Origin of the sequence: Piscinibacter gummiphilus (genome assembly GCF_032681285.1) — a bacterium.
Classification (GTDB): Bacteria; Pseudomonadota; Gammaproteobacteria; order Burkholderiales; family Burkholderiaceae_C; genus Rhizobacter; species Rhizobacter gummiphilus_A.
In genome coordinates, this window is sequence record NZ_CP136336.1 from 4,999,480 (window position 1) to 5,020,663 (window position 21,184).

Genomic DNA, 21,184 nt, shown 5'->3' on the forward strand with positions numbered 1-21,184 from the left:
GTGTCGTTCAACTCGCCTTGAAACTTGCCTTCTTCAGCAGCGATTCGTACTGCTGACTCATCACGTAACTCTGCACCTGGGCCCAGAAGTCCATCGTGACGACCACGATGATCAGGAGGGAAGTACCGCCGAAGTAGAACGGGACGTTGTACTTCAGCACCAGGAACTCGGGCAGCAGGCACACGGCGGTGATGTAGATCGCGCCGGCTAGCGTGAGGCGGGACAGGATGCGGTCGATGTGCCGTGCGGTCTGCTCACCAGGGCGAATGCCCGGGATGAAGGCACCGCTCTTCTTCAGGTTGTCTGCGGTCTCGCGGCTGTTGAACACCAGGGCCGTGTAGAAAAAGCAGAAGAACACGATGGCTGCAGCAAACAGCATCACGTAGATCGGCTGGCCTGGCGACAGCGCCGCGGCGAGATCCTTCAACCAGCGCAGGCTGTCCCCCGTGGCGAACCACCCCACGATCGTGGCCGGCAGCAGGATGATCGACGACGCGAAGATCGGCGGAATGACGCCCGACATGTTCAGCTTGAGCGGCAGGTGCGACGACTGGCCACCATAGACCTTGTTGCCCACCTGGCGCTTGGCGTAGTTCACCAGGATCTTTCGCTGGCCTCGCTCCACGAAGACCACGACGTAGGTCACCGCACCGATCAGCACGACGATGAACATCGCCACCAGCACGCTCATCGCGCCAGTACGCACCAGTTCCAGCAGACCGCCAATGGCGCTCGGCAAACCTGCCGCAATGCCACCAAAGATCAGGATCGAGATGCCGTTGCCCAGGCCACGCTCGGTGATCTGCTCACCCAGCCACATCAGGAACATCGTGCCGGCCACCAGACTCACCACCGCGGTCATGCGGAAGCCGAAGCCCGGGCTGATCACGAGACCCGGCGACCCTTCAAGCGCGAGCGCAATGCCCAGCGCCTGAAACAGCGCGAGACCCAGGGTGCCATAGCGCGTGTACTGCGTGATCTTGCGGCGACCGGCCTCGCCTTCCTTCTTCAGAGCTTCGAGCGAGGGCACCACGTAGGTCATCAACTGCATGATGATCGACGCGGAGATATACGGCATGATGCCCAGCGCGAACACGGTGAAGCGTTGCAGCGCACCGCCGGAGAAGACGTTCAGCAGGCTGAGAATGCCCCCTTCCTGCGTCTTGAACATCTCCTGCAGCTGAGCCGGGTCGATGCCAGGCACCGGGATGTGCCCCCCGATGCGGTAGACCACGAGCGCGAGCAGCAAGAAGACAAGCCGGCGACGGAGGTCACCAAACTTGCCGCTCTTGGCCAGCTGATTCGCGTTGGTTGCCACTGAGACCGATTCCTTAAGCGAAGTCAGTCAGCTCAGGCGATCGAGCCACCAGCGGCTTCGATCGCAGCCTTCGCGCCAGCGGTGGCGCCAATGCCCTTGAGCGCGACCTTCTTGGTCAGCTCGCCCGACTTGATGACCTTGACCACCTTGGCCAGTTCGCCCACGAGGCCAGCGGCCTTGAGTGCGAGCACGTCGACTTCGGCAGCGCCCAGGCGCTCCAGGTCGGTCAGGCTGATCTCGGCGTTGTACTTGAGCGAGGCCGACTTGAAGCCACGCTTCGGCAGGCGACGCTGCAGCGGCATCTGGCCGCCTTCGAAGCCGACCTTGTGGTAGCCACCCGAACGCGACTTCTGGCCCTTGTGGCCACGGCCGGCGGTCTTGCCCAGACCAGAGCCGATGCCACGGCCGACACGGCGGCGGGCACGCTTCGAACCAGCGGCGGGCTTGATGCTGTTGAGTTCCATGTTCGTTCCTTGCCTCAGATCACCTTCACCAGGTACTGGACCTTGGTGATCATGCCGCGCACGGACGGGGTGTCCTCGAGCGTGGAGGTGCTGTTGAGCTTGCGCAGGCCCAGGCCACGCACGGTGGCGCGGTGCGATTCACGCGTGCCGGCGATGCTGCGCACGAGCTTCACGGTGACGGTCTTCTTGTCTGCTGCTGCCATGATGTTTCTCCGATCCCGGCCGTTCAGCCGAGGATCTCTTCGACCGTCAGGCCGCGTTTGGCGGCGATCTCGGCCGGGGTGCTGATGTTCTTCAGCGCGTCCAGCGTGGCGCGAACCATGTTGTAGGGGTTCGACGAACCGAGGCTCTTGCACACGATGTCGGTCACACCCATCACTTCGAAGACGGCGCGCATCGGGCCGCCGGCGATGATGCCGTCACCGGGCTTGGCCGGAGCCATCAGCACGCGCGAAGCACCGTGTTCGCCGACCACCTTGTGGTGGATCGTGCCGTTCTTGAGCGACACCTTGAACAGGTTGCGGCGAGCCGATTCCATGGCCTTCTGCACCGCGACCGGCACTTCCTTGGCCTTGCCCTTGCCCATGCCGATGCGGCCATCGCCATCACCGACCACGGTCAGCGCCGCGAAGCTCAGCGTGCGGCCGCCCTTCACCACCTTGGTGACGCGGTTCACCGCGATCATCTTTTCCTTCAGGCCGTCGTCATTGCCTTCGGCTTGTGCGCGGGGAGTGAACTTTGCCATTTCAATCTTCCTTAGAACTGCAGGCCGGCTTCACGCGCGGCTTCAGCCAGGGCCTTCACGCGGCCGTGATAAGCGAAACCAGCGCGGTCGAACGCGACCTTCTCGATGCCGGCCGCCTTGGCCTTCTCGGCGATGCGCTTGCCGATCAAGGTGGCGGCATTGACGTTGCCACCCTTGCCGGCGGCGCCGAGTTCCTTGCGGACATCGGCTTCGGCGGTCGAAGCGCTGGCCAGCACCTTGCTGCCGTCGTCGGAGATGACGTTGGCGTAGATGTGCAGGTTGGTACGGAACACCGTCAGGCGGGCCACGCGCTGCACCGCAATGCGGGCGCGGGTCTGGCGGGAGCGGCGGATGCGCTGGTCCTTCTTGGTCAGTGACATGGTCGTCGCTCCTTACTTCTTCTTGGTCTCTTTGATCGTGACCTTCTCGTCCGCATAGCGGATGCCCTTGCCCTTGTACGGCTCAGGCGGGCGGATCGCGCGAACTTCAGCGGCGATCTGGCCCACGACTTGGCGATCAGAACCCTTGATGATGATCTCGGTCTGCGTCGGGCACTCGACCTTGATGCCAGCCGGCATGTCCTTGGCCACAGGGTGCGAGAAACCGATCTGCAGGTTGAGCTTCTGACCGGCGGCCTGGGCACGGAAGCCCACGCCCACCAGGGTCAGCTTGCGCTCGAAACCCTTGCTCACGCCGTTGACCATGTTGTTCACCAGCGCACGCATGGTGCCGGACATGGCATCGGCTTCGACCGAGTCGTTGGCCGGGGCAAAGGTCACCTTGCCGTCAGCGCTCTTCACGGTCACGAGGGAGTTCACCGGACGCACCAGCGTGCCGAGCGAACCCTTGATGCTGATTTGGTCAGCAGTGATCGCGACATCCACACCCTTGGGGATGGCGATCGGCATTTTTCCAACGCGGGACATTGTGTCTTCCCTCTCTTAGGCGACGTAGCAGAGCACTTCGCCGCCGATGCCGGCCTGGCGTGCCTTGCGGTCGGTCATCACGCCCTTCGGCGTGGTGACGATGGCCACACCCAGTCCGTTCTGGACGCTCGGGATGTCGTGGCGGCCCTTGTAGATGCGCAGGCCAGGACGGCTCACGCGCTCGATGTGCTCGATCACGGGACGGCCGGCGTAGTACTTCAGCGCGATCTCCAGCTGCGGCTTGGCCTTGTCGCCGGTGATGGCGAAGCTCTCGATGTAACCCTCGTCCTTCAGGACCTGGGCAATCGCCACCTTCAGCTTGCTGGACGGCAGGGCAACGCTGGTCTTCTCGACCATCTGCGCGTTGCGGATGCGCGTCAGCATGTCGGCGATAGGATCACTCATGCTCATTCGAATATCTCCTGATCGTCGTGCCGATTACCAGCTCGCCTTGATGACACCGGGGATGTCACCCTTGAAGGCCAGTTCGCGGATCTTGTTGCGGGCCAGACCGAACTTGCGGAACGTGCCGCGGGGGCGGCCGGTCAGTTCGCAGCGGTTGCGCTGGCGGGTCGGGTAGGCGTTGCGGGGCAGCTGCTGCAGAGCCAGACGGGCGGCATAGCGCTCCTCGTCGGACTTCTTCGCGTCGTTCGCAGTGGCCTTGAGCTCGTCGTACTTCTTCTTGTACTTGGCGACCAATTGCTCGCGCTTCAGTTCGCGCTGGATGAGGGAAGTTTTAGCCATGGCCGCCTCAGTTCTTGAACGGGAATTTGAAGGCCGACAGCAGTGCCTTGCACTCGTCGTCGCTCTTCGCGGTCGTCGTGATGCTGATGTTCAGACCACGCAGCGCATCCACCTTGTCGTACTCGATCTCAGGGAAGATGATCTGTTCTTTGACGCCGATGTTGTAGTTGCCACGGCCATCGAACGAACGGCCCGAGATGCCGCGGAAGTCGCGCACGCGGGGCAGAGCGATCGTCACGAAGCGGTCCAGGAATTCATACATCTGGACGCCACGCAGGGTGACCATGCAGCCGATGGGCACGCCGTCACGGATCTTGAAGCCGGCGATCGCCTTCTTGCTCTTGGTGACGACAGGCTTCTGGCCGGCAATCTTGGTCAGATCGCCCACAGCGTGTTCCATGACCTTCTTGTCGGACACCGCTTCGCTCACACCCATGTTGAGCGTGATCTTGGTAATGCGGGGCACCTGCATCGGCGACTTGTAGCCGAACTTCTCGATGAGAGCCGGCGCGATCGTGTCGCGATACACCTTCTGCAGGCGGGCGGCGGGGGCGCCAGCTTGGGCGGCTTGGGCTTGTTGCTTGGCCATGTTGATTACGCCTTGATTTCGTCGCCGCTGGAGCGGAAGACACGGACCTTGGTGGTCTTGTTGGTCTTGGCGTCGGCCACCAGCTTGATGCCCACGCGATCGGCCTTGCCGGTAGCGGGATTGAAGATGGCGACGTTGGACTGGTGGATCGACAAGGTCTTGTCGACGACGCCGCCGGTCGTACCCTTCATCGGGTTCGGCTTGACGTGCTTCTTCACCACGTTCACGCCTTCGACCACGATGCGGTCTTCACTTTCGCGCGACAGCACCGTGCCACGCTTGCCCTTGTCGCGGCCGGTCAACACGATGACCTGGTCGCCTTTGCGAATCTTGTTCATTCAGCTTTCTCCAACCGCAGCTCAGAGCACTTCGGGTGCAAGCGAAACGATCTTCATGAAACGCTCGGTACGCAGTTCACGCGTCACCGGGCCGAAGATGCGGGTGCCGATCGGCTCGAGCTTGGCGTTCAGCAGGACGGCGGCGTTGCCATCGAACTTCACCAGCGAACCGTCTTGGCGGCGCACGCCCTTGGCGGTGCGAACGACGACGGCGCTGTAGACCTCACCCTTCTTCACGCGACCACGCGGCGCAGCTTCCTTGATGGAAACCTTGATCACGTCACCGATGCCGGCGTAACGACGCTTGGAGCCGCCGAGCACCTTGATGCACTGGACGGACTTCGCGCCAGTGTTGTCCGCGACATCAAGCCGCGATTGCATTTGAATCATGTTCTGTCCCCAACTTGTCTCGCCGAAGCAAGCAGTCTTGGGCCCGTGTATGGGCGGAGCCGAATCGTTTCGTGATGCGCGACGGCAAAACGGCCGGTTTTCGGCGAAGCTGCGGATTATGCAGTGCGTCAAAAGCCCATGTCAAGCACGGGCGATCCATTTCTTCAACTGGCCTTCAGTTTCTTGGCCTGTTCGAGCAGGGTGTTGGCATCGCTCACCTCGAACTTGCCCGGGGCTTCTACGTTGAGTGTCTTGACCACACCGTCTTGGACCAGCATCGAGTAGCGCTGCGAGCGAACACCCATGCCGCGCGCAGTAAGGTCGAGCGTCAGGCCGGTAGCGTTGGCGAAGGCAGCGCTGCCGTCGGCCATCATGCGTACCTTGCCCGTCGTCTTCTGGTCGCGACCCCAGGCACCCATCACGAAAGCATCGTTGACCGAGACACACCAGATCTCGTCGACACCGACCTTCTTCAGCTCTTCAGCCTGCTTCACGTAGCCCGGCACGTGCTGCGCCGAGCAGGTGGGGGTGTAGGCGCCCGGCAGCGCGAAGATCGCGATCGTCTTGCCGGCCGTCTCGTTCGCGACGTCGAAGGTGTTGGGGCCGATCGAGCAGCCATTGCCTTCGACCTCGATGAATTCCTGCAGTGCGCCTGCGGGGAGCTTGTCGCCAACCTTGAGCATGGTCACCTCCAAAAGATGAAGAACGGTCAGATGAAAAGCAAAACGGCCGGGGCGCCTGGAAGAGGACACACCCGACCGCCTCACGAGAACGTCAGATCAGACTTCTCGCGCCTTCTCGACCAGGCGGGTCACGACCCACGACTTGGTCTTTGAGATCGGACGGCTTTCGGCGATCTCGACGGTGTCACCGAGCTTGTACTCGTTCTTTTCGTCGTGCGCGTGGTACTTGCTCGACTTGGCGACGATCTTGCCGTAGAGCTCATGCTTGGTGCGACGTTCGATAAGGACCGTGACGGTCTTGGAACGCTTGTCGCTGACGACCTTGCCGACCAGCTTGCGCTGGTTCTTGCCCGGGGCGTCGATCTTGATTTCACCGGCGGTGGCAGTCATTTCGCGGCCCCTTTCTTCTTCTCGGCCAGGATGGTCTTGGCACGAGCGATGTCACGGCGGGTGTTGCCCAGCGTCGTGTGGTTGGTCAACTGCTGGGTCGCCTTCTGCATGCGCAGACCGAAGTGGGCCTTCATCAGGTCAGCCACTTCCTTCTCGAGTGCAGCAACGTCCTTGGCGCGGAGTTCAGATGCTTTCATATAACGCTCCGTTCGCGCCTCAGGCGCCCACTTGGCGAGCGACGAACGTGGTGCTCAGCGGCAGCTTGGCCGAAGCCAGCTTGAACGCTTCGCGGGCCAGCTGTTCAGGCACGCCGTTGATTTCGTACAGCACCTTGCCCGGCACGATCTCAGCCACGTAGTACTCGGGGTTGCCCTTGCCGTTGCCCATGCGGACTTCGGCCGGCTTCTGCGAGATCGGCTTGTCGGGGAAGATGCGGATGAAGATGCGACCACCGCGCTTGATGTGGCGCGAGATCGCGCGGCGAGCCGCTTCGATCTGGCGCGCCGTCAGGCGGCCGCGCTCGGTGGCCTTGAGGCCGAAGTCGCCGAACGACACGGCTGCGCCACGCGTGGCGACACCGGTGTTGCGACCCTTTTGTTCCTTGCGGAATTTTCTGCGTGCGGGTTGCAGCATGCTTATTCTCCTTTGGGCTCAGCAGCGCCAGGCGTGGCGGCCTTGCGCACACGCTTGACGGCCGGCGCCTTGGGCGCGTCGGCGGCCGGCGCCGCGGTGGCAGCACCTTCAGCCGGACGACCACCATCGCGGCGCGGGGCACCACGGTCACCACGACCGCCCGGGGCACCAGGGCCACCGGGGCGGGGGCCACGGCGCGGGCGACGATCGTCTTCCTGCACCTCGGGCTTGACCTGGGCCACCTCGCCATTGGCCAGACGATCACCACGGTAGACCCAGCACTTCACGCCGATCACGCCATAAGTGGTGTGAGCTTCGGAGAAGCCGTAGTCGATGTCGGCCTTGAGGGTGTGCAGAGGCACGCGGCCTTCGCGGTACCACTCGCAGCGAGCGATTTCGATGCCGTTCAGGCGGCCCGACGACATCAGCTTGATGCCCTGGGCGCCCAGGCGCATGGCGTTCTGCATCGCGCGCTTCATCGCGCGGCGGAACATGATGCGCTTCTCGAGCTGCTGGGTGATGCTGTCGGCGATCAGTTGGGCATCGATCTCGGGCTTGCGCACTTCTTCGATGTTGACCGCGACGGGCACGCCCAGACGCTTGGTGAGTTCGGCCTTCAGGTTTTCGATGTCCTCGCCCTTCTTGCCGATCACCACGCCCGGACGTGCCGAGAAGATGGTGATGCGCGCATTCTTGGCGGGGCGCTCGATCAGGATGCGCGAGACCGCGGCGCTCTTCAGGCGCGCCTTGAGGTAATCACGAACCTTCAGGTCTTCGGCCAGCATGGTGGCGAAGTTCTGGTTCGACGCATACCAACGCGAGGCCCAGTTGCGCGTGACCGGCAGGCGGAACCCGGTTGGGTGGATTTTTTGTCCCATGGTCTTTGCCTTTAGTTGCCGACGGTGATATAGATGTGCGCGGTCGGCTTGCTGATGCGGTTGCCGCGGCCCTTGGCCCGTGCGGAGAAGCGCTTCAGCGTGGCACCTTGCTCGACGTAGATCGTCTTCACGGTCAGCTCGTCGATGTCGGCGCCATCGTTGTGCTCGGCGTTCGCGATCGCGGACTCGAGGCACTTCTTGATGATGCCGGCAGCCTTCTTGGGGGTGAACGTCAGGATGTTGAGCGCCTGGTCCACCTTCTTGCCGCGGACCATGTCGGCCACCAGCCGACCCTTGTCAGCCGAGAGGCGGACGCCGCGAACGATAGCTTTGGTTTCCATCGTCGTCATCCTTACTTCTTGTTGGCCTTCTTGTCAGCCGGATGGCCCTTGAACGTGCGGGTGAGCGCAAATTCGCCGAGCTTGTGGCCGACCATCTGGTCCGTGACGTACACCGGCACGTGCTGCTTGCCGTTGTGCACGGCGATCGTCACACCGATGAAATCGGGGAGGATCGTCGAGCGGCGCGACCAGGTCTTGATGGGCTTCTTGTCCTTGGTCGCAACAGCCTTCTCGACCTTGGCCTGAAGGTGATGGTCGACGAACGGACCCTTCTTGAGTGAACGAGTCATGTGCCGTTCCCCTTACTTCTTGCGACGCGAGACGATGAACGTCTGCGTGCGCTTGTTGTTGCGAGTGCGGTAGCCCTTGGTCATCGTGTTCCAAGGCGACACCGGCACCTGGCCTTCGCCGGTACGGCCTTCGCCGCCGCCGTGCGGGTGGTCCACCGGGTTCATCGCGACGCCGCGCACGGTCGGGCGGATGCCCTTCCAGCGGATCGCACCGGCCTTGCCGTACTGGCGCAGGCTGTGCTCTTCATTCGAGACTTCACCGATGGTGGCGCGGCAGTCGATGTGGATGCGGCGCACTTCACCCGAACGCAGGCGAACCTGCGCGTAGGTGCCTTCGCGGGCCAGCAGCGTCGTCGACGTGCCGGCCGAACGCGCAATCTGCGCGCCCTTGCCTGGCAGCAGCTCGATGCAGTGAATCACCGAACCCACCGGGATGTTGCGGATGGGCAGCGTGTTGCCAGCCTTGATCGGGGCTTCAGCGCCCGAGATCACGGTGGAGCCCACTTCCAGACCGCGCGGGGCGATGATGTAGCGGCGCTCGCCGTCGGCGTAGCAGACCAGCGCGATGTGTGCCGTGCGGTTCGGGTCGTACTCGATGCGCTCGACCTTCGCCGGGATGCCATCCTTGTTGCGCACGAAGTCGACCACGCGGTAGTGGTGCTTGTGACCACCGCCCTTGTGGCGAATCGTGATGTGGCCGTTGTTGTTGCGGCCCGAGTGCTGGAATTGCGGCTCGACGAGCGACGCTTCCGGCTTGCCCTTGTGCAGGTGCGGATGCACCACTTTCACCACGCCACGGCGGCCAGGCGAAGTCGGTTTGACTTTGATGACGGCCATTACGCGGCCTCCCCGGAGAAGTTGAGCTCTTGGCCTTCCTTCAGCGACACGTAGGCCTTCTTGACATGGTCACGGCGACCGACCGAACGGCCGAAACGCTTGACCTTGCCCTTTTGCACCACGGTCTGAACGGACTCGACCTCGACCTTGAACAGCAGCTCGACAGCGGCCTTGATCTCGGGCTTGGTGGCGTCGCGCAGCACCTTGAACAACACCTGGTTGTTCTTCTCGGCCGCAGCGGTCGCCTTTTCGCTCACGATCGGAGCGACCAGCACCTGGGCCAGGCGGCCTTCGTCGTGCTTGGGCTTTTGGGTTGAGGTGCTCATGCGAACATCTCCTTGAGTTGCTCGATCGCAGCCTTGGTCACGAGCACCTTCTTGTAGTGCACGAGGGCCAGCGGATCGGCGTAGCGCGGCTCGACGACCAGCACGTTGGCCAGGTTGCGCGAAGCGAGCGCCAGGTTGTCGTCGACCTGGTCGGCGATCACCAGCACGCTGGACAGGCCCATGGCCTTCAGCTTGGCGGCGAGTTGCTTGGTCTTGGGCGAATCGACCGAGATCGAGTCAACCACGGCCAGGCGGCCTTCACGAGCCAGCTGCGAGAAGATGGCGGCCATGCCGGCGCGGTACATCTTCTTGTTGACCTTCTGGGTGAAGTTTTCGTTGGGGCTGTTCGGGAAGATGCGACCACCCCCGCGCCACAGCGGCGACGAGGACATACCCGCACGGGCGCGGCCGGTGCCCTTCTGGCGCCACGGCTTCTTGGTCGTGTGCTTCACCTCGGCGCGATCCAGCTGGGCGCGCGTGCCTTGGCGGGCATTGGCCTGGAAGGCCACCACGATCTGGTGCACCAGCGCTTCGTTGTAGTCGCGGGCGAACACGGTGTCGGGCGCGTCGAACTTCGACGTCGCCTGGCCTTGTTCATTCAGGAGCTCGAGCTGCATCAGTTGGCTCCTTTCTTGACCTTCACCTTGACGGCGGGGCTCACGACCACGTGGCCGTTCTTCGAGCCCGGGACGGCGCCACGCACCAGCAGCAGCTGACGGGCTTCGTCCACGCGAACCACGTCGAGGTTCTGCACGGTCTTGGTCACGTCACCGAGGTGACCCGACATCTTCTTGCCCGGGAACACGCGACCCGGGTCCTGCGCCATCGAGATTGAGCCCGGCACGTTGTGCGAACGGCTGTTGCCGTGCGACGCGCGCTGCGAGCCGAAGTTGTGGCGCTTGATGGTGCCGGTGAAGCCCTTGCCGATGGACGTGCCTTGCACGTCCACGAGCTGGCCCACGGCAAAGGTGGTCACCGGGATCTGCGCGCCGGGCTTGAAGCCGGACGCCACATCGGCGGCCACACGGAATTCCTTGAGGATTTCGCCGGCTTCGACGCCCGCTTTCGCGAGGTGGCCAGCTTCAGGCTTGGACACGCGCGAAGCTTTGCGGGTGCCGAACGCCACTTGGATGGCGCTGTAGCCGTCGGTCTCTGCGGTCTTGACCTGGGTGACGCGGTTGTTGGACACGTCGAGCACGGTCACGGGGATGGCGTCGCCATCGTCCGTGAAGATGCGCATCATGCCCACCTTGCGGCCCAGCAAACCGAGACGGTTGCTCAGACTCATAGTGTTCTCCAGCCCCCTCGCCTTGCGGTTCGGAAGCCTTTGTTTCGATACCCGACATCGATTGGCCGGGCTGACTTGTTGGAATGCGCACGGCGCCCAATGGGCGCAGCTGCTTCCGGGAAAGCCTGCGATTGTAGGGCAGAAGCTGAAGTCTCAGCAACAGCCCGCCAAACAGCGTTACTGCAGCTTGATTTCGACGTCCACGCCGGCCGGCAGGTCGAGCTTCATCAGCGCGTCTACGGTCTTGTCGGTCGGGTCGACGATGTCCATCAGGCGCTGGTGCGTGCGGATCTCGAACTGGTCGCGGCTCGTCTTGTTGACGTGCGGCGAACGCAGGATGTCGAAACGCTGCATGCGGGTCGGCAGGGGCACCGGGCCCTTGACGATCGCGCCGGTGCGCTTGGCGGTGTCGACGATCTCCAGTGCAGACTGGTCGATCAGTTTGTAGTCAAACGCCTTGAGGCGAATGCGGATCTTTTGCTTTTGCATGACGAATTCCTGAAAAGAGCAGTGCGGCCGTTGCGGCGGCTCGGGCCGCGGGTGTAATGGCCGGGCGACCTAACGGTCACCCGGTCGTCACGCAGAGGTTTACTCCAGGATCTTGGCAACGACGCCCGAGCCGACGGTGCGGCCGCCTTCGCGGATGGCGAAGCGCAGACCTTCTTCCATGGCGATCGGGGCGATCAGCTTGACGGTGATGCTGACGTTGTCGCCCGGCATGACCATTTCCTTGTCCTTCGGCAGCTCCACCGCGCCGGTCACGTCCGTCGTGCGGAAGTAGAACTGGGGACGGTAGTTGTTGAAGAACGGGGTGTGGCGGCCGCCCTCTTCCTTGCTGAGCACGTAGATCTCGGCAGTGAAGTGGGTGTGCGGCTTGATGGAGCCGGGCTTGCACAGCACTTGGCCGCGCTCGACTTCTTCGCGCTTGGTGCCGCGCAGCAGGATGCCGACGTTGTCGCCTGCCTGACCTTGGTCGAGCAGCTTACGGAACATTTCGACGCCGGTGCAGGTGGTCTTCTGGGTGGCCTTGATGCCGACGATCTCGATTTCTTCGCCGACCTTGATGACACCGCGCTCGACACGGCCGGTCACGACGGTGCCGCGGCCGGAGATGGAGAACACGTCTTCCACGGGCATGAGGAAGGCGCCGTCGATGGCGCGCTCAGGCGTGGGGATGTAGGTGTCCAGGGCTTCGGCGAGCTTCATGATGGCGCCTTCGCCGAGCTCGCCGGTGTCGCCTTCCATGGCGAGCTTGGCCGAACCCTTGACGATGGGGGTGTCGTCGCCGGGGAAGTCGTACTTGCTGAGCAGCTCACGCACTTCCATCTCGACGAGCTCGAGCAGCTCGGCGTCGTCGACCATGTCGCACTTGTTGAGGAAGACGATGATGTACTTCACGCCGACCTGACGGGCCAGCAGGATGTGCTCGCGGGTCTGGGGCATGGGGCCGTCAGCGGCCGAGCACACCAGAATCGCACCGTCCATCTGGGCGGCACCGGTGATCATGTTCTTCACGTAGTCGGCGTGCCCAGGGCAGTCGACGTGCGCGTAGTGACGGTTGGCGGTCTCGTACTCGACGTGGGCGGTGTTGATGGTGATGCCGCGCGCCTTCTCTTCGGGCGCCGCGTCAATCTGGTCGTACGCCTTGGCTTCGCCACCGAACTTCTTCGACAGCACCGTCGTGATCGCCGCCGTCAGCGTCGTCTTGCCATGGTCCACGTGACCAATCGTCCCCACGTTCACGTGCGGCTTGGTCCGTTCAAATTTGCCTTTTGCCATTTCAGTTTCTCCAAATCAAAGAGCAGTCCAGTGTGGTGTTTAAGGTCTCCGGCGGAGGGGTGATCCGCCTGCCACTGGCAGCAGGCGGGGCTCCGACGAAGACCGGCTCGTCTAACTAAATCGATTACTTGGTGCCGCGGGCGGTGATGATCGCGTCGGCCACGTTCTTCGGAGCTTCGCTGTAGTGCTTGAACTCCATCGTGTACGTGGCACGGCCTTGCGACATCGAGCGCAGCGTGGTCGAGTAGCCGAACATTTCCGACAGCGGGACTTCGGCCTTGATGACCTTGCCGCCGCCGGGCATGTCGTCCATGCCCTGCACCATGCCGCGACGGGACGACAGGTCGCCCATCACGTTGCCGGCGTAGTCTTCAGGCGTTTCGACTTCCACAGCCATCATCGGCTCGAGAATGACCGGGCTCGCCTTGCGCATGCCGTCCTTGAAGCCCATCGAGGCGGCCATCTTGAACGCGTTTTCGTTCGAGTCGACTTCGTGGTACGAACCGAAGGTCAGCGTGACCTTCACGTCGACCACCGGGAAGCCGGCCAGCACGCCATTCGGCAGCGTGTCTTCCACACCCTTCTTGACGGCGGGGATGAATTCACGCGGCACCACACCACCCTTGATGGCGTCAACGAACTCGAAGCCCTTGCCAGGCTCTTGCGGCTCGACGGTCAGCACGACGTGGCCGTACTGGCCCTTGCCGCCCGACTGGCGCACGAACTTGCCTTCGACATCGGTCGCGGTCTTGCGGATGGTTTCGCGGTAGGCCACTTGCGGCTTGCCCACGTTGGCTTCCACGCCGAACTCGCGCTTCATGCGGTCGACGATGATTTCCAGGTGGAGCTCGCCCATGCCGGAGATGATGGTCTGGCCCGATTCTTCGTCGGTGCGCAGGCGGAACGACGGGTCTTCTGCCGCCAGGCGACCCAGCGCGATGCCCATCTTTTCCTGGTCGGCCTTGGTCTTAGGCTCGACGGCCTGCGAGATCACCGGCTCCGGGAAGATCATCTTCTCGAGCGTAATGACGTGCTCGGGGTCACACAGCGTCTCGCCGGTCGTGACGTCCTTCAGGCCCACGCAGGCGGCGATGTCACCCGCCAGAATTTCCTTGATTTCTTCACGCTGGTTGGCGTGCATCTGCAGGATCCGGCCGATGCGCTCCTTCTTGCCGCGGATCGGGTTGTAGACCGAGTCGCCCGACTTCAGCACGCCCGAGTACACACGCACGAAGGTGAGCTGGCCGACGTACGGGTCGGTCATCAGCTTGAACGCCAGCGCGGCGAACTTCTCGTTGTCGTCAGCCTTGCGGGTGACGGTCTTTTCATCTTCGTCGGTGCCCGGCACCGGCGGGATGTCGATCGGCGACGGCATGAAGTCGATCACGGCGTCGAGCATGCGCTGCACGCCCTTGTTCTTGAAGGCGGTGCCGCACAGCATGGGCTGGATCTCGGTCGCGATCGTGCGGGTGCGGATGCCCTGCTTGATCTCGGCCTCGCTCAGGTCGCCCGACTCGAGGTACTTGTTCATCAGCTCTTCGCTGGACTCGGCCGCGGCTTCGAGCATGTTCTCGCGCCACTTCTGCGCGTCGGCCTGCAGCTCGGCAGGGATGTCCTTATAGTCGAACTTCATGCCCTGGGAGGCTTCGTCCCAGATGATGGCCTTCATCTTGATGAGGTCCACCACGCCGGTGAAGTTGTCTTCGGCACCGATGGGGATCACGATCGGCACGGGGTTGGCCTTCAGGCGTGCCTTCATCTGGTCGTAGACCTTGTAGAAGTTCGCGCCGGTGCGGTCCATCTTGTTGACGAACGCGAGGCGGGGCACCTTGTACTTGTTGGCCTGGCGCCAGACGGTTTCCGACTGGGGCTGCACGCCACCCACGGCGCAGTACACCATGCAGGCCCCGTCGAGCACGCGCATCGAGCGCTCGACTTCAATGGTGAAGTCCACGTGGCCCGGGGTGTCGATGATGTTGATGCGGTGCTCGGGGTGGTTGAGCTCCATGCCCTTCCAGAAGCAGGTCGTCGCGGCCGACGTGATGGTGATGCCGCGCTCTTGCTCCTGCTCCATCCAGTCCATCGTGGCGGCGCCGTCGTGCACCTCGCCGATCTTGTGGTTCACGCCGGTGTAGAACAGGATGCGCTCGGTGGTCGTCGTCTTGCCGGCGTCGATGTGCGCCGAGATGCCGATGTTGCGATAGCGCTCGATGGGGGTCTTGCGGGCCATGGTGGCACTCCAGAAACTGAAAAGCGCGCCTGGCGGTCACATGACCCAGGCGCGCAGGGGACCAGAACTTAGAAGCGGAAGTGAGAGAACGCCTTGTTGGCTTCTGCCATGCGGTGCACTTCGTCGCGCTTCTTCATCGCGCCGCCGCGGCCTTCGACGGCCTCGAGCAGCTCGTTGGCCAGGCGCTGGGCCATCGACTTCTCACCACGCTTGCGCGCCGACTCCTTCAGCCAGCGCATGGCCAGGGCCACACGGCGCACGGGGCGAACTTCCACGGGAACTTGGTAGTTCGCACCGCCCACGCGGCGTGACTTCACTTCGACCATCGGCTTGATGTTGTTCAGCGCGACCGTGAAGATTTCGAGCGGATCCTTGCCCGACTTCTTCTCGACCTGCTCGAGCGCACCGTAGATGATGCGTTCGGCCACGGCCTTCTTGCCGGATTCCATGATCACGTTCATGAACTTCGACAGGTCGACCGAGTTGAACTTCGGATCGGGGAGGATTTCCCGTTTGGGGACTTCGCGACGACGAGGCATTTCTCTTCCTTTGGCTTCAGTTGGCTTGGCTTTTCAGCTTTGCCGCGGAATCGCACGCTTTGCGACCCCACTTACTCGGCACATCACACGATGTACCGCAATACGACGTGCGCAGCTTGACGCTGGCGCATGACAACTTGGTCTATCAGGCCTTCTTCGGGCGCTTCGCGCCGTACTTCGAACGAGCCTGCTTGCGGTCTTTCACGCCTTGCAAGTCGAGCGAGCCGCGCACGATGTGGTAACGCACACCCGGCAGGTCCTTCACACGGCCGCCGCGCACGAGCACGACGCTGTGCTCCTGCAGGTTGTGGCCTTCACCGCCGATGTACGAGATGACCTCGAAACCGTTGGTCAGGCGCACCTTGGCGACCTTCCGGAGCGCCGAGTTCGGCTTCTTCGGCGTCGTGGTGTACACACGCGTGCAAACGCCGCGGCGCTGCGGGCCGCCCTGCATCGCAGGCGACTTGGACTTCGTGACTTCGGTCTCACGACCTTTGCGCACGAGTTGGTTGATGGTTGGCATTGGTAACTTGTTCCCGTTTGAAGCTACACGGGCGCCCGTCTCTTTCGAGAAAGGCGCCTTGACTCTTATTTCCAGTAGAAGTCGTCGAGCGCTCCACTGGGAGACGAGCCCGAAGCCGTGAGAGATCACGGTGAGCCGCCCGACAAAGAGCGCAGCAAAAACTGCTGAAAAGCCCGCGATTATATTCGTGGCAACCCTCACTCGCAAGCAAGGACTTGGACGCAACTCTCTTGAGGCCCGCAGTGGTGCTCGACACCAACGTGGTGATGGACTGGCTCGTGTTCCGCAACGCGGACGGCCAAGCGCTTTTCGGGGCGATCGAGCGCCGCGAACTACGCTGGGTCGTGACGACGGCGATGCACGACGAACTCCTGCACGTGCTGGGTCGGGGGGTTGCCGCCAGCTACTCACCCGACCTGGAGCGGATCAATGAAAGTTGGTGCCTGCTCTCTGAAACGATTCGAGCGCCTGAACCACAGGGCGAAGCGAGCCGGCTGCGTTGCACCGATGTCGACGATCAGAAGTTCGTTGACTTGGCCGTGGCCGAAGCCCGCTGGCTGATCAGCCGCGACCGGGCGGTGCTCAAACTCGCACGTCGCGCCGGGCGCCTTGGCCTGCAGGTGATCCCCCCCGGGCGTTGGCAGCCAGCATGAAAAAGGGCGGCCGAAGCCGCCCTTTCAGGTCGCAAGGAACATCGCTTATTCGGAAGCTTCGCCGCCGGCAGCCGGAGCGGCCGCAGCAGCCGCTTCGTCCACCGCCGTCATCTCTTCCGCCGCTTCTTCCAGCGCGATCGCACGGCGCTCGGCGTCGTCCAGCTCTTCCTTCACCTTGCGGGCCTCGTGGAAGGCCATGCCGGTGCCGGCCGGGATCAGACGACCGACGATGACGTTTTCCTTCAGGCCACGCAGCTCGTCGCGCTTGCCCATGATGGCCGCCTCGGTCAGCACACGGGTCGTTTCCTGGAAGGAAGCGGCCGAGATGAACGAGTCGGTGGACAGTGAGGCCTTGGTGATGCCCAGCAGCACGTCGGCGTGCGTCGCGATCTGCTTGCCTTCTGCGCGCAGGCGGTCGTTGGTGTCCAGCAACTCCGAACGCTCGACCTGCTCGTTGGCGATGTAGTGGCTGTCGCCCGGGTTGACGATCTGCACGCGGCGCAGCATCTGGCGAACGATCACCTCGATGTGCTTGTCGTTGATCTTCACGCCCTGCAGACGGTAGACGTCCTGCACTTCGTCGACGATGTAGCGCGCCAGCTCCTCGATGCCCAGCAGGCGCAGGATGTCCTGCGGATCGGCCGGGCCGTCGACGATCGACTCGCCCTTGTTCACCACCTGGCCTTCGTGCACGAGGATGTTCTTTTCCTTCGGCACGAGTTCCTCGAACACCTTGCCTTCCGGGTCGGTGATCTGCAGGCGAACCTTGCCCTTGGTCTCCTTGCCGAACGACACGGTGCCGGTGATCTCGGCCAGCGTGCCCTTGTCCTTCGGGGTGCGGGCTTCGAAGAGCTCGGCCACACGCGGCAGACCGCCGGTGATGTCGCGGGTCTTCTGGCCTTCGACCGGGATACGGGCGAGGACTTCACCCGGCGCCAGGTCTTGACCGTCGCGGATCTGGATCAGCGCGCCGACCTGGAAGCCGATCGTCACCGAGTGGTCGGTACCCGGGATCTTCACTTCGGCGCCGGAGACGTCGAGCAGCTTGACCTGCGGGCGCACGACCTTGGTCGAACCACGGCGCTTCGGGTCGATCACGACCAGGGTCGACAGACCCGTGATCTCGTCGACTTGCTTGGCGACCGTCACACCCTCTTCCACGTTCTCGAACTTCGCCTTGCCGGCGAATTCCGTGATGATGGGTCGGGTCAGCGGGTCCCAGTTGGCGAGCACCGTGCCGGCCTTGATGGCCTGGTCGGGCTTGATGTTGAGCACCGCGCCGTACGGCACCTTGTGGCGCTCACGCTCGCGGCCGTGCTGGTCGGAGATGATGATTTCGCCGGAACGCGAGATCACCACCAGATCGCCCTTGCCGTTGGTCACGTAGCGCATGGTGGCGTTGAAGCCGACGTTGCCGTCGGACTTCGCGTCCACGCTCGAGGCCACCGCCGCACGCGACGCCGCACCACCGATGTGGAAGGTGCGCATCGTCAGCTGCGTGCCGGGTTCGCCGATCGACTGGGCAGCGATCACACCGACGGCTTCGCCGCGGTTGACCACGCCACCACGGCCGAGGTCGCGGCCGTAGCACTTGGCGCAGAGGCCGAAGCGCGTGTCGCAGGTCAGCGCGGTGCGGACCTTGATCTCGTCCACACCCGCCGCTTCCAGCTCGTCCAGCGTGTCTTCGTCCAGCATGCGGCCCGGCTCGACCAGCTGAGCGCCGGTTTCCGGGTGCTGCACTTCGATCGCGGTCACGCGGCCAAGCACACGGTCGCGCAGCGATTCGATGACTTCACCGCCTTCGACCAGCGCACGCATGTTCATGCCGTTCTGCGTGCCGCAGTCGTCTTCGGTGACCACCAGATCCTGCGTCACGTCGACGAGACGGCGGGTCAGGTAGCCCGAGTTCGCGGTCTTCAGCGCCGTGTCCGCGAGGCCCTTACGAGCGCCGTGGGTGGAGATGAAGTACTGCAACACGTTCAGGCCTTCACGGAAGTTCGCCGTGATGGGCGTCTCGATGATCGAGCCGTCAGGCTTGGCCATCAGGCCGCGCATGCCGGCCAGCTGGCGGATCTGCGCGGCAGAGCCACGAGCACCCGAGTCGGCCATCATGTAGATGGAGTTGAACGACTCCTGATCCACCTGCTTGCCGTGGCGGTCGGTGGTCTTCTGCTTCGACAGCTGCGACATCATGACCTTGCCGACTTCGTCGCCGGTCTTGCCCCAGATGTCGACCACCTTGTTGTAGCGCTCGCCAGCGGTCACGAGACCCGAGACGTACTGCTGCTCGATCTCCTTCACTTCCTTCTCGGCGCGCTCGATCAGCGTGTGCTTTTCCTTCGGCACCAGCATGTCGTCGATCGCGATCGAGATGCCGGCGCGCGTGGCCAGGCGGAAGCCCGACTGCAGCAGCTTGTCGGCGAAGACGACCGTTTCCTTCAAGCCGCACTTGCGGAACGAGGTGTTGATCAGGCGCGAGATTTCCTTCTTCTTCAGCGCCTTGTTGATGTTCGAGAACGGCAGGCCCTTGGGCAGGATCTCGCTCAACAGAGCACGGCCGACGGTGGTGTCGACGAGCTTGGTCTCGGGCGTGAACTCGCCCGTGGCCTTGTTCTTGACCCACTCGGTCAGGCGCACGCTGATCTTGGCGGTGATCTCAACCTGGCCGTTGTCGAGGGCACGCTGCACTTCGACCACGTCGGAGAAGATGATGCCTTCGCCCTTGCCGTTGATGCGCTCGCGGGTGGCGTAGTACAGGCCCAGCACCACGTCTTGCGACGGCACGATCGACGGTTCGCCGTTGGCCGGGAACAGCACGTTGTTGGAGGCCAGCATCAGCGTGCGGGCTTCCATCTGCGCTTCGATCGACAGCGGAACGTGGACGGCCATCTGGTCGCCGTCGAAGTCGGCGTTGAACGCCGCGCAGACGAGCGGGTGCAGCTGGATCGCCTTGCCTTCGATCAGCACCGGCTCAAAGGCTTGAATGCCCAGGCGGTGCAGCGTCGGCGCGCGGTTCAGCATCACCGGGTGTTCCTTGATGACTTCTTCAAGGATGTCCCACACAACCGGCGTGCCGCTCTCAACTTCCTTCTTCGCCGCCTTGATGGTGGTGGCGATGCCCATGGCTTCCAGGCGCGAGAAGATGAAGGGCTTGAAGAGCTCGAGCGCCATCAGCTTCGGCAGGCCGCACTGGTGCAGCTTGAGCGTCGGGCCGACCACGATGACCGAACGGCCGGAATAGTCGACGCGCTTGCCCAGCAAGTTCTGGCGGAAGCGACCCGACTTGCCCTTGATCATGTCGGCCAGCGACTTGAGGGCGCGCTTGTTGGCACCGGTCATGGCCTTGCCGCGACGGCCGTTGTCGAGCAGCGAGTCGACCGCTTCTTGCAGCATCCGCTTTTCGTTGCGGACGATGATCTCCGGGGCCTTCAGCTCCAAGAGACGCGCGAGGCGGTTGTTGCGGTTGATGACACGACGGTAGAGGTCGTTCAGGTCGGAGGTGGCGAAACGGCCGCCATCCAGCGGCACCAGCGGACGCAGGTCCGGCGGCAGCACGGGCAGCACGTTCATCACCATCCACTGCGGCTTGATGCCCGACTTCTTGAAGGCTTCCATCACCTTGAGGCGCTTGGAATTCTTCTTGACCTTGAGCTCGGAGCCGGTCATGTCGCCACGCAGCTTCTCGATCTCGGTGTCGAGGTCCATCTCGGCGAGCAGGCGCTGCACGCCTTCCGCGCCCATCAGGGCCACGAACTCGTCGCCGAATTCGGTGCGCTTCGCGTCGTAATCGTCTTCCGACATGATGCTGAACTTCTTCAGCGGGGTCATGCCGGGGTCGACGACCACATAGGCTTCGAAGTACAGCACGCGCTCGATGTCGCGCAGCGTCATGTCGAGCACGAGGCCCAGACGCGACGGCAGCGACTTCAGGAACCAGATGTGCGCGCACGGTGCGGCCAGGTCGATGTGACCCATGCGGTCACGGCGGACCTTGGTCTGGGTGACTTCGACGCCGCACTTCTCGCAGATCACGCCGCGGTGCTTCAGGCGCTTGTACTTGCCGCACAGGCACTCGTAGTCCTTAATCGGCCCAAAGATCTTGGCGCAGAAGAGACCGTCACGTTCCGGCTTGAAAGTCCGGTAGTTGATCGTCTCGGGCTTCTTCACCTCGCCGAACGACCACGACCGAATCTTCTCGGGCGAGGCCAGGCCGATCTTGATGGCATCGAAATGCTCATCAGGGGTGAATTGACGGAAGAGATCCAGCAAACCCTTCATAT

At 63.2% G+C, this 21,184-nt stretch carries 29 protein-coding genes; 1 reads left to right on the forward strand and 28 read right to left on the reverse strand.

Going from position 1 to position 21,184, the window contains the following annotated elements:
- Positions 1–7: 7 nt before the first annotated feature.
- The 27 genes from secY to rpsL all read right to left on the reverse strand — a co-directional run bounded on the left by secY (position 8) and on the right by rpsL (position 16,251).
- On the reverse strand, positions 8–1,318 hold the full coding sequence (gene secY / locus RXV79_RS23650) for a preprotein translocase subunit SecY (protein ID WP_296726445.1): 1,311 nt from the start codon (positions 1,316–1,318) through the stop codon (positions 8–10).
- 32 nt (positions 1,319–1,350) lie between these two features.
- Positions 1,351–1,782 carry a 50S ribosomal protein L15 gene (gene rplO, locus RXV79_RS23655; protein WP_316700552.1) on the reverse strand — a complete coding sequence of 144 codons (432 nt, stop codon included), beginning with the start codon at positions 1,780–1,782 and terminating at the stop codon, positions 1,351–1,353.
- Between the two features lie 14 nt (positions 1,783–1,796).
- Positions 1,797–1,985: a 50S ribosomal protein L30 gene (gene rpmD, locus RXV79_RS23660; RefSeq protein WP_257826433.1), complete on the reverse strand. Its 189-nt coding sequence runs from the start codon at positions 1,983–1,985 to the stop codon at positions 1,797–1,799.
- Between the two features lie 23 nt (positions 1,986–2,008).
- Positions 2,009–2,527, reverse strand: a complete 519-nt coding sequence (gene rpsE, locus RXV79_RS23665) for a 30S ribosomal protein S5 (RefSeq protein ID WP_296726435.1) — start codon at positions 2,525–2,527, stop codon at positions 2,009–2,011.
- Positions 2,528–2,538: 11 nt separating this feature from the next.
- Positions 2,539–2,907 (reverse strand): 50S ribosomal protein L18, encoded by a 369-nt coding sequence (rplR, locus tag RXV79_RS23670; RefSeq protein WP_257826435.1) that lies wholly within the window; start codon positions 2,905–2,907, stop codon positions 2,539–2,541.
- A 12-nt stretch (positions 2,908–2,919) separates the two neighbouring features.
- Complete coding sequence (gene rplF, locus RXV79_RS23675) at positions 2,920–3,453, reverse strand: 50S ribosomal protein L6 (RefSeq protein WP_316700554.1); 534 nt, start codon at positions 3,451–3,453, stop codon at positions 2,920–2,922.
- A 15-nt stretch (positions 3,454–3,468) separates the two neighbouring features.
- On the reverse strand, positions 3,469–3,864 hold the full coding sequence (gene rpsH / locus RXV79_RS23680; protein ID WP_201810360.1) for a 30S ribosomal protein S8: 396 nt from the start codon (positions 3,862–3,864) through the stop codon (positions 3,469–3,471).
- 27 nt (positions 3,865–3,891) lie between these two features.
- The gene (rpsN, locus tag RXV79_RS23685; RefSeq protein ID WP_257826437.1) at positions 3,892–4,197 is read right to left on the reverse strand and encodes a 30S ribosomal protein S14; all 306 of its coding nucleotides are present in this window, start codon (positions 4,195–4,197) and stop codon (positions 3,892–3,894) included.
- A 7-nt stretch (positions 4,198–4,204) separates the two neighbouring features.
- Complete coding sequence (gene rplE, locus RXV79_RS23690) at positions 4,205–4,786, reverse strand: 50S ribosomal protein L5 (RefSeq protein WP_316700556.1); 582 nt, start codon at positions 4,784–4,786, stop codon at positions 4,205–4,207.
- A 5-nt stretch (positions 4,787–4,791) separates the two neighbouring features.
- Positions 4,792–5,124, reverse strand: a complete 333-nt coding sequence (gene rplX / locus RXV79_RS23695) for a 50S ribosomal protein L24 (RefSeq protein ID WP_257826440.1) — start codon at positions 5,122–5,124, stop codon at positions 4,792–4,794.
- 21 nt (positions 5,125–5,145) lie between these two features.
- A complete protein-coding gene (gene rplN / locus RXV79_RS23700) occupies positions 5,146–5,514 on the reverse strand; it encodes a 50S ribosomal protein L14 (protein ID WP_201810338.1) in 369 nt (122 codons plus the stop codon).
- Positions 5,515–5,678: 164 nt separating this feature from the next.
- Positions 5,679–6,197, reverse strand: a complete 519-nt coding sequence (locus tag RXV79_RS23705) for a peroxiredoxin (RefSeq protein WP_316700558.1) — start codon at positions 6,195–6,197, stop codon at positions 5,679–5,681.
- 96 nt (positions 6,198–6,293) lie between these two features.
- Positions 6,294–6,587, reverse strand: a complete 294-nt coding sequence (rpsQ, locus tag RXV79_RS23710; RefSeq protein ID WP_201810334.1) for a 30S ribosomal protein S17 — start codon at positions 6,585–6,587, stop codon at positions 6,294–6,296.
- Positions 6,584–6,784, reverse strand: coding sequence for a 50S ribosomal protein L29 (gene rpmC, locus RXV79_RS23715; RefSeq protein ID WP_201810332.1), 201 nt, complete (start codon positions 6,782–6,784; stop codon positions 6,584–6,586). The genes rpsQ and rpmC overlap by 4 nt, the downstream gene beginning before the upstream one ends.
- 19 nt (positions 6,785–6,803) lie before the next feature.
- Positions 6,804–7,220 (reverse strand): 50S ribosomal protein L16, encoded by a 417-nt coding sequence (gene rplP, locus RXV79_RS23720; RefSeq protein ID WP_201810328.1) that lies wholly within the window; start codon positions 7,218–7,220, stop codon positions 6,804–6,806.
- A 2-nt stretch (positions 7,221–7,222) separates the two neighbouring features.
- The gene (rpsC, locus tag RXV79_RS23725; protein ID WP_316700559.1) at positions 7,223–8,098 is read right to left on the reverse strand and encodes a 30S ribosomal protein S3; all 876 of its coding nucleotides are present in this window, start codon (positions 8,096–8,098) and stop codon (positions 7,223–7,225) included.
- Positions 8,099–8,109: 11 nt separating this feature from the next.
- Entirely contained in the window at positions 8,110–8,439 is a 330-nt protein-coding gene (gene rplV, locus RXV79_RS23730) for a 50S ribosomal protein L22 (protein ID WP_201810322.1), read from the reverse strand.
- Positions 8,440–8,450: 11 nt separating this feature from the next.
- On the reverse strand, positions 8,451–8,729 hold the full coding sequence (gene rpsS / locus RXV79_RS23735) for a 30S ribosomal protein S19 (protein ID WP_257826450.1): 279 nt from the start codon (positions 8,727–8,729) through the stop codon (positions 8,451–8,453).
- Between the two features lie 12 nt (positions 8,730–8,741).
- Positions 8,742–9,566, reverse strand: coding sequence for a 50S ribosomal protein L2 (gene rplB, locus RXV79_RS23740; protein WP_296726401.1), 825 nt, complete (start codon positions 9,564–9,566; stop codon positions 8,742–8,744).
- Positions 9,566–9,892: a 50S ribosomal protein L23 gene (gene rplW, locus RXV79_RS23745; RefSeq protein WP_296726400.1), complete on the reverse strand. Its 327-nt coding sequence runs from the start codon at positions 9,890–9,892 to the stop codon at positions 9,566–9,568. The genes rplB and rplW overlap by 1 nt, the downstream gene beginning before the upstream one ends.
- On the reverse strand, positions 9,889–10,509 hold the full coding sequence (gene rplD / locus RXV79_RS23750) for a 50S ribosomal protein L4 (protein WP_316700561.1): 621 nt from the start codon (positions 10,507–10,509) through the stop codon (positions 9,889–9,891). Before rplD ends, rplW begins: the two co-directional genes overlap by 4 nt.
- A complete protein-coding gene (gene rplC, locus RXV79_RS23755; protein WP_257826453.1) occupies positions 10,509–11,180 on the reverse strand; it encodes a 50S ribosomal protein L3 in 672 nt (223 codons plus the stop codon). Before rplC ends, rplD begins: the two co-directional genes overlap by 1 nt.
- Before the next feature lie 177 nt (positions 11,181–11,357).
- Complete coding sequence (gene rpsJ / locus RXV79_RS23760) at positions 11,358–11,669, reverse strand: 30S ribosomal protein S10 (protein ID WP_019561663.1); 312 nt, start codon at positions 11,667–11,669, stop codon at positions 11,358–11,360.
- Positions 11,670–11,768: 99 nt separating this feature from the next.
- On the reverse strand, positions 11,769–12,959 hold the full coding sequence (tuf, locus tag RXV79_RS23765) for an elongation factor Tu (protein ID WP_316700562.1): 1,191 nt from the start codon (positions 12,957–12,959) through the stop codon (positions 11,769–11,771).
- 124 nt (positions 12,960–13,083) lie between these two features.
- Positions 13,084–15,189, reverse strand: a complete 2,106-nt coding sequence (fusA, locus tag RXV79_RS23770) for an elongation factor G (RefSeq protein WP_316700564.1) — start codon at positions 15,187–15,189, stop codon at positions 13,084–13,086.
- 68 nt (positions 15,190–15,257) lie between these two features.
- The gene (gene rpsG / locus RXV79_RS23775) at positions 15,258–15,728 is read right to left on the reverse strand and encodes a 30S ribosomal protein S7 (protein ID WP_257826456.1); all 471 of its coding nucleotides are present in this window, start codon (positions 15,726–15,728) and stop codon (positions 15,258–15,260) included.
- Positions 15,729–15,873: 145 nt separating this feature from the next.
- Positions 15,874–16,251 (reverse strand): 30S ribosomal protein S12, encoded by a 378-nt coding sequence (rpsL, locus tag RXV79_RS23780; protein ID WP_316700565.1) that lies wholly within the window; start codon positions 16,249–16,251, stop codon positions 15,874–15,876.
- A 242-nt stretch (positions 16,252–16,493) separates the two neighbouring features.
- On the opposite strand from rpsL, the gene RXV79_RS23785 reads away from it, so the two are divergent.
- On the forward strand, positions 16,494–16,904 hold the full coding sequence (locus tag RXV79_RS23785; RefSeq protein WP_316700566.1) for a putative toxin-antitoxin system toxin component, PIN family: 411 nt from the start codon (positions 16,494–16,496) through the stop codon (positions 16,902–16,904).
- A gap of 45 nt (positions 16,905–16,949) precedes the next feature.
- Here RXV79_RS23785 and rpoC read toward each other — a convergent pair whose 3' ends face one another.
- A complete protein-coding gene (rpoC, locus tag RXV79_RS23790) occupies positions 16,950–21,182 on the reverse strand; it encodes a DNA-directed RNA polymerase subunit beta' (RefSeq protein WP_316700567.1) in 4,233 nt (1,410 codons plus the stop codon).
- Between the last annotated feature and the right edge of the window lie 2 nt (positions 21,183–21,184).

What these genes read in the sequence shown, in the direction of transcription:
- rplO (WP_316700552.1), bottom strand. Translation starts at nt 1,782, where the DNA reads ATGGAACTCAACAGCATCAAGCCCGCCGCTGGTTCGAAGCGTGCCCGC.
- rpmD (WP_257826433.1), bottom strand. Translation starts at nt 1,985, where the DNA reads ATGGCAGCAGCAGACAAGAAGACCGTCACCGTGAAGCTCGTGCGCAGC.
- rpsE (WP_296726435.1), bottom strand. Translation starts at nt 2,527, where the DNA reads ATGGCAAAGTTCACTCCCCGCGCACAAGCCGAAGGCAATGACGACGGC.
- rplR (WP_257826435.1), bottom strand. Translation starts at nt 2,907, where the DNA reads ATGTCACTGACCAAGAAGGACCAGCGCATCCGCCGCTCCCGCCAGACC.
- rplF (WP_316700554.1), bottom strand. Translation starts at nt 3,453, where the DNA reads ATGTCCCGCGTTGGAAAAATGCCGATCGCCATCCCCAAGGGTGTGGAT.
- rpsH (WP_201810360.1), bottom strand. Translation starts at nt 3,864, where the DNA reads ATGAGCATGAGTGATCCTATCGCCGACATGCTGACGCGCATCCGCAAC.
- rpsN (WP_257826437.1), bottom strand. Translation starts at nt 4,197, where the DNA reads ATGGCTAAAACTTCCCTCATCCAGCGCGAACTGAAGCGCGAGCAATTG.
- rplE (WP_316700556.1), bottom strand. Translation starts at nt 4,786, where the DNA reads ATGGCCAAGCAACAAGCCCAAGCCGCCCAAGCTGGCGCCCCCGCCGCC.
- rplX (WP_257826440.1), bottom strand. Translation starts at nt 5,124, where the DNA reads ATGAACAAGATTCGCAAAGGCGACCAGGTCATCGTGTTGACCGGCCGC.
- rplN (WP_201810338.1), bottom strand. Translation starts at nt 5,514, where the DNA reads ATGATTCAAATGCAATCGCGGCTTGATGTCGCGGACAACACTGGCGCG.
- RXV79_RS23705 (WP_316700558.1), bottom strand. Translation starts at nt 6,197, where the DNA reads ATGCTCAAGGTTGGCGACAAGCTCCCCGCAGGCGCACTGCAGGAATTC.
- rpsQ (WP_201810334.1), bottom strand. Translation starts at nt 6,587, where the DNA reads ATGACTGCCACCGCCGGTGAAATCAAGATCGACGCCCCGGGCAAGAAC.
- rpmC (WP_201810332.1), bottom strand. Translation starts at nt 6,784, where the DNA reads ATGAAAGCATCTGAACTCCGCGCCAAGGACGTTGCTGCACTCGAGAAG.
- rplP (WP_201810328.1), bottom strand. Translation starts at nt 7,220, where the DNA reads ATGCTGCAACCCGCACGCAGAAAATTCCGCAAGGAACAAAAGGGTCGC.
- rpsC (WP_316700559.1), bottom strand. Translation starts at nt 8,098, where the DNA reads ATGGGACAAAAAATCCACCCAACCGGGTTCCGCCTGCCGGTCACGCGC.
- rplV (WP_201810322.1), bottom strand. Translation starts at nt 8,439, where the DNA reads ATGGAAACCAAAGCTATCGTTCGCGGCGTCCGCCTCTCGGCTGACAAG.
- rpsS (WP_257826450.1), bottom strand. Translation starts at nt 8,729, where the DNA reads ATGACTCGTTCACTCAAGAAGGGTCCGTTCGTCGACCATCACCTTCAG.
- rplB (WP_296726401.1), bottom strand. Translation starts at nt 9,566, where the DNA reads ATGGCCGTCATCAAAGTCAAACCGACTTCGCCTGGCCGCCGTGGCGTG.
- rplW (WP_296726400.1), bottom strand. Translation starts at nt 9,892, where the DNA reads ATGAGCACCTCAACCCAAAAGCCCAAGCACGACGAAGGCCGCCTGGCC.
- rplD (WP_316700561.1), bottom strand. Translation starts at nt 10,509, where the DNA reads ATGCAGCTCGAGCTCCTGAATGAACAAGGCCAGGCGACGTCGAAGTTC.
- rplC (WP_257826453.1), bottom strand. Translation starts at nt 11,180, where the DNA reads ATGAGTCTGAGCAACCGTCTCGGTTTGCTGGGCCGCAAGGTGGGCATG.
- rpsJ (WP_019561663.1), bottom strand. Translation starts at nt 11,669, where the DNA reads ATGCAAAAGCAAAAGATCCGCATTCGCCTCAAGGCGTTTGACTACAAA.
- tuf (WP_316700562.1), bottom strand. Translation starts at nt 12,959, where the DNA reads ATGGCAAAAGGCAAATTTGAACGGACCAAGCCGCACGTGAACGTGGGG.
- fusA (WP_316700564.1), bottom strand. Translation starts at nt 15,189, where the DNA reads ATGGCCCGCAAGACCCCCATCGAGCGCTATCGCAACATCGGCATCTCG.
- rpsG (WP_257826456.1), bottom strand. Translation starts at nt 15,728, where the DNA reads ATGCCTCGTCGTCGCGAAGTCCCCAAACGGGAAATCCTCCCCGATCCG.
- rpsL (WP_316700565.1), bottom strand. Translation starts at nt 16,251, where the DNA reads ATGCCAACCATCAACCAACTCGTGCGCAAAGGTCGTGAGACCGAAGTC.
- rpoC (WP_316700567.1), bottom strand. Translation starts at nt 21,182, where the DNA reads ATGAAGGGTTTGCTGGATCTCTTCCGTCAATTCACCCCTGATGAGCAT.